This window comes from Massilia eburnea, from assembly GCF_050709955.1.
Taxonomy (GTDB): domain Bacteria; phylum Pseudomonadota; class Gammaproteobacteria; order Burkholderiales; family Burkholderiaceae_D; genus Rugamonas; species Rugamonas eburnea_A.
Genome location: NZ_JBNZFX010000032.1, coordinates 195,106 through 206,940 on the forward strand (window position 1 = coordinate 195,106; position 11,835 = coordinate 206,940).

10 protein-coding genes, 1 tRNA gene and 1 pseudogene are annotated in these 11,835 nt (G+C 64.7%); 5 read left to right on the forward strand and 7 right to left on the reverse strand.

Annotated features, from left to right (window positions below; translation table 11 throughout):
• Positions 1 to 70 precede the first annotated feature (70 nt).
• On the forward strand, positions 71 to 397 hold the full coding sequence (locus ACQ4MM_RS19335) for a hypothetical protein (protein WP_431478872.1): 327 nt from the start codon (positions 71 to 73) through the stop codon (positions 395 to 397).
• On the forward strand, positions 384 to 860 hold the full coding sequence (locus tag ACQ4MM_RS19340; RefSeq protein WP_431478873.1) for a hypothetical protein: 477 nt from the start codon (positions 384 to 386) through the stop codon (positions 858 to 860). Before ACQ4MM_RS19335 ends, ACQ4MM_RS19340 begins: the two co-directional genes overlap by 14 nt.
• Here the strand turns inward: ACQ4MM_RS19340 and ACQ4MM_RS19345 are convergent.
• Positions 811 to 2,265, reverse strand: a complete 1,455-nt coding sequence (locus tag ACQ4MM_RS19345; protein WP_431478874.1) for a cytochrome P450 — start codon at positions 2,263 to 2,265, stop codon at positions 811 to 813. The genes ACQ4MM_RS19340 and ACQ4MM_RS19345 overlap by 50 nt on opposite strands.
• Positions 2,266 to 2,292: 27 nt before the next feature.
• On the opposite strand from ACQ4MM_RS19345, the gene ACQ4MM_RS19350 reads away from it, so the two are divergent.
• Both ACQ4MM_RS19350 and ACQ4MM_RS19355 read left to right on the forward strand, forming a co-directional pair.
• Positions 2,293 to 3,132, forward strand: coding sequence for a helix-turn-helix domain-containing protein (locus ACQ4MM_RS19350; protein ID WP_431478875.1), 840 nt, complete (start codon positions 2,293 to 2,295; stop codon positions 3,130 to 3,132).
• 33 nt (positions 3,133 to 3,165) lie between these two features.
• Complete coding sequence (locus tag ACQ4MM_RS19355; RefSeq protein WP_431478876.1) at positions 3,166 to 5,097, forward strand: helicase-related protein; 1,932 nt, start codon at positions 3,166 to 3,168, stop codon at positions 5,095 to 5,097.
• Here the strand turns inward: ACQ4MM_RS19355 and ACQ4MM_RS19360 are convergent.
• Both ACQ4MM_RS19360 and ACQ4MM_RS19365 read right to left on the reverse strand, forming a co-directional pair.
• Complete coding sequence (locus tag ACQ4MM_RS19360) at positions 5,094 to 6,455, reverse strand: sensor histidine kinase (RefSeq protein WP_431478877.1); 1,362 nt, start codon at positions 6,453 to 6,455, stop codon at positions 5,094 to 5,096. The two genes, ACQ4MM_RS19355 and ACQ4MM_RS19360, sit on opposite strands and share 4 nt — an antisense overlap.
• Positions 6,452 to 7,105 carry a response regulator gene (locus ACQ4MM_RS19365; protein WP_431478878.1) on the reverse strand — a complete coding sequence of 218 codons (654 nt, stop codon included), beginning with the start codon at positions 7,103 to 7,105 and terminating at the stop codon, positions 6,452 to 6,454. Before ACQ4MM_RS19365 ends, ACQ4MM_RS19360 begins: the two co-directional genes overlap by 4 nt.
• Positions 7,106 to 7,208: 103 nt before the next feature.
• Here ACQ4MM_RS19365 and ACQ4MM_RS19370 point away from each other — a divergent pair, with 103 nt between their 5' ends.
• A complete protein-coding gene (locus ACQ4MM_RS19370; protein ID WP_431478879.1) occupies positions 7,209 to 8,459 on the forward strand; it encodes a PQQ-binding-like beta-propeller repeat protein in 1,251 nt (416 codons plus the stop codon).
• 47 nt (positions 8,460 to 8,506) lie between these two features.
• On the opposite strand, the gene ACQ4MM_RS19375 is transcribed toward ACQ4MM_RS19370, so the two are convergent.
• From ACQ4MM_RS19375 to ACQ4MM_RS19390, 4 genes and pseudogenes are all read right to left on the reverse strand, one after another.
• Positions 8,507 to 8,582 (reverse strand) — tRNA-Lys (locus ACQ4MM_RS19375).
• A 58-nt stretch (positions 8,583 to 8,640) separates the two neighbouring features.
• Positions 8,641 to 10,403, reverse strand: a pseudogene (locus ACQ4MM_RS19380) (GspE/PulE family protein).
• 8 nt (positions 10,404 to 10,411) lie between these two features.
• Entirely contained in the window at positions 10,412 to 11,197 is a 786-nt protein-coding gene (locus ACQ4MM_RS19385) for a spermidine synthase (RefSeq protein ID WP_431478880.1), read from the reverse strand.
• Between the two features lie 102 nt (positions 11,198 to 11,299).
• Positions 11,300 to 11,815, reverse strand: a complete 516-nt coding sequence (locus ACQ4MM_RS19390) for a glycine zipper 2TM domain-containing protein (protein ID WP_431478881.1) — start codon at positions 11,813 to 11,815, stop codon at positions 11,300 to 11,302.
• Positions 11,816 to 11,835 lie beyond the last annotated feature (20 nt).

The following is an 11,835-nucleotide window of genomic DNA, read 5'->3' on the forward strand; positions in this document are numbered from 1 at the left end:
ATCGGCTGGTCCATGTCAACGTGCTGTTACTTAGCTGATACAAAGGCCGTGCGTGGTAGACTCGCGGCCCATGAATTCCATCCTTGCCCTGAAGCTCTTCCTCGTGCCCTGGCTGATTTACGCTGTCACGCTGGCAGGCCGGCGCTGGGGGCCTGCCGTTGCCGGCTGGCTGTCGGCCTTTCCGATCGTTGCCGGGCCGATATTGCTGGCAATTTCGCTGGAACAGGGCGCGGGCTTTGCCGCCGCGGCGGCGCAAGGCACCCTGCTGGCCGTGCTGGCAATGATCGTCTTCAGCCTCACATATGCGTGGGCGTCCGGCCGGATGGGCGTTGCCGGCGCGATGCCGCTTGCGCTGGGCGCCTGGGGCACTGGCGGTGGCTGGTTTGCAAGCGCTTAGTCTGCCGCTGTCGCTTGCTGCGCTGGCGGTTGTGGCCGCGCTGCTGCTGGCTCCGCGCCTGTTCCCGTCGGCGCCGCATGCCCCGGCCACGGCGGGCGCCACGCGGGGTGTCCGCCGTGGCGGCGACCTGCCGTGGCGCATGCTGGCGGGGGCCGTGCTGGTGATGTCCGTCAGCGCAGCGGCCGCTGGCCTGGGCCCGCGCCTGAGCGGCTTCCTGGCCATGTTCCCGGTCATGGGCACGGTGCTGGTCGGCTTTACACACGTGCAGGCGGGCCGCGACAGCGCGGTGCAACTGCTGCGCGGCACGATGCTGGGCTACTTCGCCTTCGCCGCCTTCTGCGTGGCGATCTCGCTGCTGCTGCGTGCGCAGCCGGTGGCCGTGTCCTTCTGCTGCGCCTTTGTGTTCGCGCTGACTATCCAGCTGCTGGCGAAAGCCGCATCGTCAAGGCGCCAGGCGACATGACAAAGCCGTGGTATTCCTGGCTGTCGCCTTCGACTGAGACCAGCTCGAAGCGCCCCAGCAGGCAAGCCATGGCCACTTTGATTTCCAGCAGCGACAGGTAGCGCCCCGGACACAGGCGTGGCCCGGAGCCGAACGGCATCGCCAACTGGCGCGCGTTGCTGCCATCCAGCCAGCGCTGCGGGTCGAACTCCGCGGCATTGCGCAGCTTCGCCTCGGCCACGCTATCGTGCCGCAGCACGCACCACACCACGCTGTCCTTCGGTACCTGCACATCGCCCACCACGCAAGCACGGTTGGCCTGCAGCGGGATGAAAGGCGCCGGCGGCTTCAGGCGCATTGCTTCATGCGCGCAGGCGTCGATGTATTCCAGTTGGTCCATCTGCTCGATCGTGAAGCCTGCAGGATCGGGCGCCACGCGCCGTACTTCCTCCTGCGCGCGCTGCAGCGCGGCCGGATGGCGCGACAGCAGCCAGATCAGCCAGGACAAGGCGCTGGAGGTGGTGTCTTCGCCTGCCAGCAGCATGGTGCTGACATTGCCGACTACCGCGGCGTGGTCGATGCCGCTGCCTTCCTGGTCGGCCGCCGCCAGCATCGCTTCCAGCATATTCTGCGGTCGATCGGCGCGCGAAGGATCGTCCTGCATGCGCTGACGGGCCTTGGCGATGAAGCCGTTGCTTGCCTCGCGCATGGCCAGCACCGCCGCCTCCAGCTTGCGGTCGTAAGGCAGCTTGATATAGCGCCAGTAAGGAACCGGCAGCAGTGAGCGGCGCGCCGTACCATCCATGATCAGTTCAAGCTGCTGCTGCACCACGTCGTCGCCGTGCTCGATGGTGTTGACCTCTTCGCCGAAAGCCAGGCCGGCGATCACGTCCACCGTATAGCGCTTCAGGTCCGCATTCAGGGCGATGGGGCGGCCTTGCTGCGCTGCCTGTGCCCAGCGCGCCTGCAGCCGCGTGCCGACGCGTGCCAGCAAAGGGAAGTAGGCCTTGATCGCATGCGGTGCAAACGCCTGCATCACCATCTTGCGCTGGTTGCGCCAGACTGCACCCTCCGCCAGGAAGACACCGCGCTCGCCGCCCATTTCATCCGATACCTGGGCCGTGACATCGGGCCGCCTGAAGCCGTCGGGCCGGTCGCGCAATACGCCGTTGACCAGCGCCGCATCGGCAACCACCAGCGCCTGCGCGCGGCCTATGCTGATGCGGAACAGTGAACCATATTGCTGCGCCAGGGCTTCGACATCGGCATGCACTTTGTGCGGCCGCAGCTGCCAGGCATTGCCGAGCAAGGGCAGCCCCTTGGGTCCGGGCAGGTCGGAAAGTTGGCGCAGCGCGCCGGCAGTGGGGGCGGTCGTGGTATCCATGGTGGCCAGTATGCGCCGCGTGTCCGGCGCGGTCTTGAACATTTGCGACATCGCGCTACAATGATGCGCATGTTGCCAATTAGTAAATTCATCGCCCCGCGCCGTTCGCTCGCCTCCTGCCTGCGTGCGATTGTCGTGCGCAATACCGTCGGCTGCGAGCTGCCAGATGAGCAGCGCCTGAACCGCTATCCGGCGACAGGCTTCCCTGTGCTGTTCCTGCAGCTGGTGGGCGAGTCGGTGATGCTTGAGCCGCCGATGCCGGACATGCAGTGTCCTGAAGGTGGCGTGGTGCTGTCCGGCGCGTGGACCGGACCCACGGTTTCCGCCAATCCCGGGCCGACGCATTTCATGACAGTGCTGTTCTTCCCCGAAGCGCTGCATCGCCTGACGGGAATTGACATGAGCACCATCGTCGACCGCTTCCAGCCGCTGGACGCCTTGCTCGACAGCGATTGGCAGCAACTGGCGGCGCGCATGCTTGCCGCATCGGACGACGAAGCGCGGATTGCCTTGCTGGAGGAATTTCTTGAGCCGCGCTGGCGCGCCGCGCGCGATGACGGCAGCTTCGACGGCGCGGTAGGGGACTGGGTGCGCCGCCTGGAAGGACAGGCGGCCGCCGCAGGTATCGGCCGCAGCGTACGCATGGCCGAACGCCGCATCCGCGCATGGGCGGGCCAGCCGCTGCGCCGCCTGCGCCGCTCCTACCGCGCCGAGCAGACTTTCATCGCAGCGCGCGACGCCGCATTGAAAGGCAAGGTTTCGCTGGGTGACATGGCGCAACTGGGCGGCTACTCCGACCAGTCGCACATGAGCCGCGAAGCGCGCGAGATCAGCGGCCTGAGCCCTTCGGAGATCCTGCGCCGCGGCCTGGAAGACGAAACTTACTGGGTCTACCGCATCTGGAACTAGCAACGCAGCGCCATTCGTTATAATCGTCTCGCCATGACAGATTTTGACGACGACGAACAGTTGGTGACCGAGCTGGGCCTTGCGGCCCGCGGCATCGAACTGGCAAAGCAGGAAGGCCGCGTATTCCTGCGCTTCACAGGCTCTGTGGAGCTGGACGGCCTGCACATTCCCTACGACCTGGTGCCGCAGCAAGGCGTGCTGGCCAAGCCATCCAAATGGCGCAAGCTGGAGCGCGAAGGGCGCGCAGCCATATTGCTGGAGCGCGGCAGCGAAGCGGCGCAAACCGCACTGCATGCCGACGTTGTCGCCTTTGCCGCCGAACTGCGCGAAGAGTGCGACGATTACGGCATGCGGCCGATGGATTTCCTGCATGCGCTGCAAGACATGCAGACTTCCGAGCCGGCCGGCATCGTGTTCGACCGCGTGCGCCAGCGCCTGGAGCATGCGGTGGAGCGCCATCGCGAAGAGCGCCATGCCGAGCGTACGCGGCAAAGCATCAACCTGGCCGAATATCCGGATACCTTTGAGGTGGCGCGCCGCCTGCCGCGCAAGTTCATCGCCGTGCTTGGCCCGACCAACTCCGGCAAGACGCACAAGGCCATGGAGGCGCTTGCCAAGGCGCGCAGCGGCGTCTATCTCGCGCCACTGCGCCTGCTGGCGCTGGAGAACTACGAACGCCTGCAAGCCTCCGATCCCGACCTGAAGGTCAGCCTGGTGACGGGCGAAGAGCGCCGCATCGAAGAAGGCGCAACCCACGTCGCCAGCACGGTCGAAATGCTGGACACGCGCACCCCGGTCGATGTGGCGGTGATCGACGAGATCCAGATGCTGTCCGACCGCGACCGCGGCGCAGCCTGGACGGCCGCCGTCTGCGGCGCACCGGCACGCACGGTCTATCTGGTGGGTGCTGCCGAAGCGCGGCGCGCGGTGGAGGCACTGGCCGAGCGTCTGGAGTGCCCGATCGAAGTGCATATCCTGAAGCGCAAGGCGCCGCTGTCGATGGAGCCCTCCGCGGTGCGCAAGCTCAAAGGCCTGCGCAAGGGCGATGCCGTGATCGCCTTCTCGCGCCGCGAAGTGCTGATGTGGCGCGACATGGTGACCGAGGCCGGCCTGTCGGTCGCCACTGTGTATGGCAACCTGTCGCCGGAAGTGCGGCGCGCGCAGGCGCAGCGCTTCCGTGATGGCCATGCCGACGTGGTGGTGGGCACGGACGCCATCGCCATGGGCCTGAACCTGCCGATCCAGCGCGTGGTGATGACCACCACCGTCAAGTACAACGGCTACGAGGAAGAAGAGATACCGGCCGCCCTGGCGCGCCAGATTGCTGGCAGGGCGGGGCGCTACGGGGTGCACGAGGAAGGCCACGTGGCCGGCTACGACGACGAGACCCACGGCGTGATGCGTTCGCTGCTGAAGGAAAAGCTGCCGCCGCTGAAGGCTACCGGATTTGCCGTGGCGCCGACGCTGGAACACCTGCACCGAATCGCCGCGGTCACCGGCGAAGATTCGCTGGCACGGCTGCTCAAGCGCTTCGTTCACAATATCGACGTGCCGGATGGCTTTTTCTTCCCGCGCATCACGGAGGAACAGTTCGAACGCGCCGAATGGCTGGACACCTTGCCGCTGTCGGTGGCCGACAAGTTCATCTTGTCGCTGGTGCCGATTTCTTCCAAGGTGGTCATGCTGCAGAAAGCCTGGGAGCATTGGTGCGTCTCGCTGTCGCGCCAGCGCGTGATCCACCTGCACCCGGAACAGAATCCGCTGCGGTGGATGAACCTGCAGGAAGCGGAAGACGCCTGCCGCCTGTATTCGGCCTATGCCTGGCTGGGTTACCGCTTGCCGCAATTCTTTCCCGACGTGGCGCAGGCGCTGGATCTTTCGCGTTCCGCATCGGAGCGCGTGGACGGCATCCTGCAAGACCAGAACGCAGTCAACCGCCGCCGCCAGCCGAAACGCTTCCGTTAAGCCGGCGTGAATCGCACCTGCACCAGCAGGCCGCGCGCGCCATCGCCATCGTGCAGCGAAATGCGGGCGCCGTTGCGCTGGGCGGCGCGTTCCGCAATGGCCAGTCCAAGGCCGCTGCCGGGCTGCGTCTGGCCGGGAATGCGGTAGAAGCGCTCAAACACTTTGGCGCGCAGTTCCGGAATGATCCCCGGCCCCTCGTCGCAGATGGCCAGCACTGGGGCCTTGCCAGCCGATAGCGAAACGCGTACAGATCCATGCTGCGGCGAGTATTTGATGGCGTTGCCAACCAGGTTATCGAACAAGGCGACGACGCTCTCGCGGTGCAGTGCCAGCGCGCATTCGGCGGGTGCATCAAGTTCCAGTTCGACGTTGCGCTGCATCGCCAGCGGCGCCGCGTGCGCCAGCCGTTCGCGCAGCAGATGCACCAGGTCGAGTATTTGCGCAGCCCCGGCTTCGGCGTCCTGGCGTGCCCGTTCGAGTGCCAGCAGCTGATGCACGGTGTGCGTGGTCCGTGCGACGCCTTGCCGCAGGCCCTGGTCGGCCTCCTGCAGGCGTGAAGGATTGTCGCGATGGTTCAGGAGCAGGTGGGCATTGGCCTGGATTACCGACAACGGCGTCTTGAGTTCGTGGGCGGCATCGGTCAGGAATTCCTTGTCCCGCTCAACGCGCTCCGTCAGGCGTTGCATCAGCTGGTTGACCGATGCCGCCAACGGCGCCAGTTCACGGTAGCCTGACGGCGGCAGGGGATGCAGGGCGCTGCCGGAACTTTGCTCGATTGCCGCCACCATCGCCTGCAGCGGCTGCAAGCCGCGCCGCACGATGAACCATGCGGGCAGCAGCAGGAAGGGCAGGCTGTAAAGCAAGGGCGCCACATAATAGGCGGCACCGGAACCGGTCAGCAGCCAACTGGTGTCGTGCATGGCGTCGCGTCGTACCATCAGGCCGCTGGCCGCGTCGCGCTCCGTGTCTGTCGACCATTCGGCGCCGAGACTGGGCGTATCCGGGCCGGGGAGGGCGAGGCCGCCCGGCAGCCGGCCTTCGGATTGGTAGATGCGCTCGCCGTGCAGCCATACCTGCAGCATGGCTGGCTTGGGCCAGTATTCGACTTCACGCAGCATGTCGTAGCGCAGCTTTTCGACCTGCTGCGCGACCCGCATCACCTCGGCCGGATCGTGCGCCACCGAGCGCAGGTTGAGCAGGATCTGCCGCGCCCAGCCCCGGTTCTCGGCGGCTGTATGCCGTGCGTGCAGCACCTTGGTCTCATAGACGGCCAGGCCGACCACGCCAAGCCAGATCGCCAGCATCACCAGCAGGAAACCGCCCAGCAGGCGCCGGAACAGGGAGCGCTGCGATCTCATGGTGCGATCATGTAGCCGACGCCGCGCACCGTGCGCACGCGCTGGTCGCCTATTTTCCTGCGCAGGTTGGACATGTGCACGTCCAGTGACAGGCTGGCGTTGCCGGCCAGCGCGCGTTGTTCCAGTTCAGTGCGCGTTACTACGCGGTCGGGCGCTTGCATCAATGCGAGCAGCAGGGAGTATTCGGTGGGCGACAGCGCAAGCGGTTGCCCATCGCAGGTGGCACCCTTGCGCCGCTCGTCGAGCGTGAGTGCGCCAGAACTCCACAGCCCGCTGCTGGCCGAGGTGCCGTGCGTACGGCGCAAGACGGCGCGCAGCCGCGCCAGCAATTCCGCCATGTCGAACGGCTTGACGAGATAGTCGTCGGCGCCCTTGGCGAAGCCCGATAAACGGTCCTCCAGCGCATCGCGCGCCGTAATCAATACGACAGGCAACTGGTCGCCATTGCCGCGCAATTCATGCAGCAGCGCCATGCCGTCGCCGTCGGGCAGGCCGAGGTCCAGCACTGCGGCGGCAAAACTGTTTGGCAGCAGCAGGCGGCGCGCGTCGCATGCCATGCGCACCCAGACCGCATCAAAGCCGTCATCGAGCAGCACCGCTTGCAGTGCGCGGCCAAGTTCCAGGTCATCTTCTACGAGCAGGATTTTCATGGCCTCAGAGTGTAGCAGCATGGCTATCGCATCGCCTTTAGCAAGCCTGAAGGTTTGGCGCCGCCGGCCCCGATAGAATCGCCTGGTTCACCACGGAGACCTTATGCGAATTCTCAATACCTTGTTTGCGCTGGCGCTTGCCCTCTCGCTGGCCGCGCCGCCAGCCGATGCGGCGGCGCCCATGAAACTGGAGCACACCATCGAGCTGCGCGCGCAGACTGTTTCGAGCCCGGTCGTCGGGCTGGGTAAGCTGTATATCGGCGCCGAGGACGGCAACCTGTACGCGTACGATCTCGCCAGCCGCAAGCTCGCCTGGCTTTACCATGCCGGCGCCGGCATCGGATCCACGCCGGCAGTGGCTGACGGCACCGTGTACGCCCTGGCGCGCGACGGCCGCCTGCACGCGGTGGATGCACAGACCGGCGTGCGCCGCTGGGAGTTTGCCACACAGGGCGAAGCGCGCTTTGCTGCCTATGGCCTGTATGGCAGTGAGAAGGGAGCGGCGCCAAGCCGCGATCCATGGGATTTATGGCTATCGTCGCCGCTGGTTGCAGACGGCCGGGTGTACTTCGGCAGCTCCGACGAGCGGCTCTACGCGCTCGACGCCAGGACCGGCGCCGTGCAATGGGCATTCAAGAGCGGTGGGATGATCCACGCCGCGCCCGCGCTTGCGGGCAGAACCCTGGTGTTCGGCAGCTGGGACGGCGCCGTATATGCGCTCGACGCCGCCAGCGGCAAGCAGCTGTGGCGCTACCAGACCGAGACCGAGCAAAAGACCAGTACCCTGTTCGGCGTGCAGGCTGCGCCGCTGATCGATGGCGATACGGTATATATCGGCTCCCGCGATTCCTGGTTCTACGCGCTGGAGCTGACCAGCGGGAAGATGAAGTGGCGCTACAACGGCAAAGGTTCCTGGGTGATTTCCGGTGCAGTCGCCAATGACAAGGGCGTCTATTTCGGCACCTCCGACAGCAACCTGCTGGTTGGCCTCGACAAGCGCAGCGGACAGCCACTGTTCGAGCATGACACCAGGGTATGGACTTACGCCACGCCGGTGCTGGTGGGCGGCACCGTGTACGGCGCCAGCATGCGCGGCGAGCTGTTTGCGCTGGACGCAATGGCGGGCAAACCGCAGTGGTCGTGGCGCACGCCGGAAAGCCTGGCCGATGATTTCGGCCTGCTGGATGCCAAGAGCGGCAAGTTCGACGGCAAGCGCCTGTTCGAGGGCCCGCAGTCGATGCTGGCCTCGATCGAACTCGTGAAGCGGCTGGGCGCCTTCGTTTCGACGCCGGTCTGGCATGAGGGACAACTGATCGCCGCCACGGCCGATGGAAGGTTGCTGTTCTTCCGCTGACAGAAACAAAAAAGCCTCGTCCGAAGACGAGGCTTTCATGTTCATTCTGGTAGGCCGTGCGGGGCTCGAACCTGCGACCAACGGATTAAAAGTCCGCTGCTCTACCAACTGAGCTAACGACCCGAAGAGGCCGTATTATATACGAGGATTTTGGCGTTTGCAAAGCCCATTTTTTCTGCCGTTACGCCATGGCGGTCACTTTAAGCACTTCTTCCGCCGTGGTCACGCCTTCGCATACCTTGAAGGCGCCTGCAATGCGCAGCGGGATCATGCCTTCGGCCACCGCGTGCTTGCGCAGGGCGGTGATGTCGGTTTCTTCTTCCAGCATGGAGTTGAAGGATTCGCTGGTGGTCAGCAGCTCATAGATGCCGGTGCGGCCGCGGAAGCCGGTCTGGCGGCACTCCGGGCAGCCGACCGGGCGGAACACTTTCTCGGGCTTGGCGATGTCCCAGCCGCCGCTCAGGCCTTGCCAGATATCGTCCGCAAGTTCGCCGCCTTCTTCCTTGCAGTCCACGCACAGCGTGCGTACCAGGCGCTGCGCCATGATGCCGATCAGCGTCGCTTCCAGCATGTAGTAGGGCACGCCCAGTTCCAGCAAGCGCATCACGGCGGATGGCGCATCGTTGGTGTGCAGGGTGGACAGCACAAGGTGGCCGGTCAGCGCGGCCTGGATCGCCATTTCCGCGGTCTCCAGGTCGCGGATCTCACCGACCATGATGATGTCCGGGTCTTGCCGCATCAGCGCGCGCACGCCGTCGGCGAAGGTGAGGTCGATGCCAGGCTGCACCTGCATCTGGTTGAACGACGCCTCCACCATCTCGATCGGGTCTTCCACGGTGCAGACATTGACCTCCGGCGTCGCCAGGGTTTTCAGCGTGGTGTACAGCGTGGTGGTCTTGCCGGAGCCGGTAGGACCGGTGACGAGGATGATGCCGTGCGGGCGATTGGTCAGCGCATCCCAGCGTTTCGCATCGTCGATCGGGAAACCCAGTTCCGGCAGGGTCTTCACCACCACTTCCGGGTCGAAAATACGCATCACCAGCTTTTCGCCGAAGGCGGTCGGCAAGGTCGACAGGCGCAGTTCGATTTCCTGGCCGCCGCGGTGCGGGTCTTGATGCGGCCGTCCTGCGGGCGGCGCTTCTCGATCACGTCCATGCGGCCCAGCAGCTTGATACGCGCGGTCATCGCGATCATCACCACGGCGGGCACCTGGTAGACCTGGTGCAGCACGCCGTCGATACGGAAGCGGATGGTGCCGAGGTCGCGTTTCGGTTCGAGGTGGATATCCGATGCGCGCTGCTCGAAGGCGTACTGCCACAGCCAGTCGACGATATTGATCACGTGCTGGTCGTTGGCGTCGACCGTCTTGTTCATCTTGCCAAGTTCGACCAACTGCTCGAAGTTGTTGCGCAGCGCGACGTCCTGGCCGGTGTTCTTGTTGGCGTGCTTGATCGACTTGGCCAGCGAGAAGAACTGCGAGGTGTATTGCGAAATATCGAGCGGGTTCGACATCACGCGCTTGATGATGCGGCGCGAGACCTTGGCGATTTCCGCTTCCCACTCCAGTGCGAACGGATCGGCGGTGGCTACGGTCAGCGTATCCGGCGTAATCTCCACCGGCAGGATATTGAAGCGCGCCGCATAGCTGGCCGACATCACGTCCGCCACCTTGGTGAAGTCGATCTTCAGCGGATCGATGCGGTAGAACGGCAGCTTGGCGCGCTGCGCCAGCCACTCCGTCAGCACGTCCAGCGTCAGCAGCTTGCCGCTCTTGGCCGATACCAGCTTGCAGTGCGCCACCGCGCTCAGGGGATGCATGGCGCCGGGCGTGTTGCGCAGGATGCCCTGCGCCTGCGTATACAGTCCTTTGACTTCGGCTTTCTCGACCATTCCATCAGCCAGCAGCCAGGTGAAGATAATTTGAAGATCGAGTGCTTTTGCCATGTGTGACCTTATGCGAGTGCGGCTTTCAGTCCTTTTAGCCAGGACTTTGCGGGCAGTTTTGTTTCGGCGACGATGTGTGCGGCGCGATCGGCCAGCGCTGCCACGTCGATATTGCGGCGGGTTTTGAAGGCGATCGCCACCACGTTACCGTCGTGGACTTCCGGTAGCGACACCACTTGCGGGAAGGCGAATTTCATCGCTTTCAGGTTCTTGGCATAGCTTGGATGGTCGCCGAACAGATTGACGGTCATGATGCCATCGTCATTCAGGCAGGCGGCGCAGGCCTGGTAGAACTCTGCGGTGTCGAGCACCGGGCCGCGCGCAGTGGCGTCGTACAGGTCGACCTGCAGCGCGTCCAGCGTGCCGTGGTGATCCGGATTGGTGACGTAATCCATCGCATCCATCTCGAGCACGTTGAGGCGGCCGTCATTCTCGGGCAGCTTGAACATGGAATAGCAGATGCTGATCACCGAAGGGTTCAGTTCCACCGCAGTGACTTGCGCTTGCGGGAAGGACTTGTAGCTGAACTTGGTCAGCGCGCCGGTGCCCAGTCCCAGCTGGGCGATATGGCTTGGCGCCTCGTGCCACAGCATCCAGGCCATCATCTGCTGCGCGTATTCCAGTTCCGGCCAGTCCGGCTTGCGCAGGCGCATGGCGCCCTGCACCCATTCGGTGCCGAAATGCAGGTAGCGCACGCCGTCCAGCTCGGACAAGGTGACCGGCGCAAACTTGGGCTTGCGCGTCGCTGGACGCGAAGACTCTTCTTTTTCGATGGATTTACGTTTAATCAGCATAACGGCATTATCCCGCGTTATCTTGCTCACAAGCAAGCGTACAAATAAAAACTGCCGGCCATCGCTGGCCGGCAGTCCGGGGGGCTGGCGAGCTTCCCGGGCTTAATTATTCATCGGTTCAACATTTACCCGCAGGCGGATACGCTGGCCCGGGTCGTAGCTCATGAAATTGGTGTAGTTGCGACCGCGGTAATCGTACTCCACGTTGTAGCCGGTGGTGCGGGTTTCATACGCATCGACCATGCGGCACTGCTTCACGGCTTGCTCCTGCACCGCGCCTGGCTGCGCATTGGCGTTCTGGGTGCGGTCGCCGATCACCGCGCCGGCAATCGCGCCGGCCGCAGTGGCGGCGGTCTTGCCGTGCCCGCCGCCGACCTGGCTGCCGACCGCGGCACCCAGGATGCCGCCCAGGATGCTGCCGCCCACGCCGCGTTCCTGCGGCTGCTGCACCTGGACGTACTCGGTGCGGCATTCCTGGCGGGGACGGTTGATTTGCTCGGTCACCGGCGTCACGCGGGTGACCCGGCCGTAGTCCTCGAAATCAATGGCTTGCGCCTGTGCCAGCGGCAGGGTGCCGAGACTCAGTGCTGCGAAAAACAATTTAGTTTTGGCGTTCATTTTGTTTACCTCGTTCCTGT

What these genes read in the sequence shown, in the direction of transcription:
- ACQ4MM_RS19335 (WP_431478872.1), top strand. Translation starts at nt 71, where the DNA reads ATGAATTCCATCCTTGCCCTGAAGCTCTTCCTCGTGCCCTGGCTGATT.
- ACQ4MM_RS19345 (WP_431478874.1), bottom strand. Translation starts at nt 2,265, where the DNA reads ATGTTCAAGACCGCGCCGGACACGCGGCGCATACTGGCCACCATGGAT.
- ACQ4MM_RS19350 (WP_431478875.1), top strand. Translation starts at nt 2,293, where the DNA reads ATGTTGCCAATTAGTAAATTCATCGCCCCGCGCCGTTCGCTCGCCTCC.
- ACQ4MM_RS19355 (WP_431478876.1), top strand. Translation starts at nt 3,166, where the DNA reads ATGACAGATTTTGACGACGACGAACAGTTGGTGACCGAGCTGGGCCTT.
- ACQ4MM_RS19360 (WP_431478877.1), bottom strand. Translation starts at nt 6,455, where the DNA reads ATGAGATCGCAGCGCTCCCTGTTCCGGCGCCTGCTGGGCGGTTTCCTG.
- ACQ4MM_RS19365 (WP_431478878.1), bottom strand. Translation starts at nt 7,105, where the DNA reads ATGAAAATCCTGCTCGTAGAAGATGACCTGGAACTTGGCCGCGCACTG.
- ACQ4MM_RS19370 (WP_431478879.1), top strand. Translation starts at nt 7,209, where the DNA reads ATGCGAATTCTCAATACCTTGTTTGCGCTGGCGCTTGCCCTCTCGCTG.
- ACQ4MM_RS19385 (WP_431478880.1), bottom strand. Translation starts at nt 11,197, where the DNA reads ATGCTGATTAAACGTAAATCCATCGAAAAAGAAGAGTCTTCGCGTCCA.
- ACQ4MM_RS19390 (WP_431478881.1), bottom strand. Translation starts at nt 11,815, where the DNA reads ATGAACGCCAAAACTAAATTGTTTTTCGCAGCACTGAGTCTCGGCACC.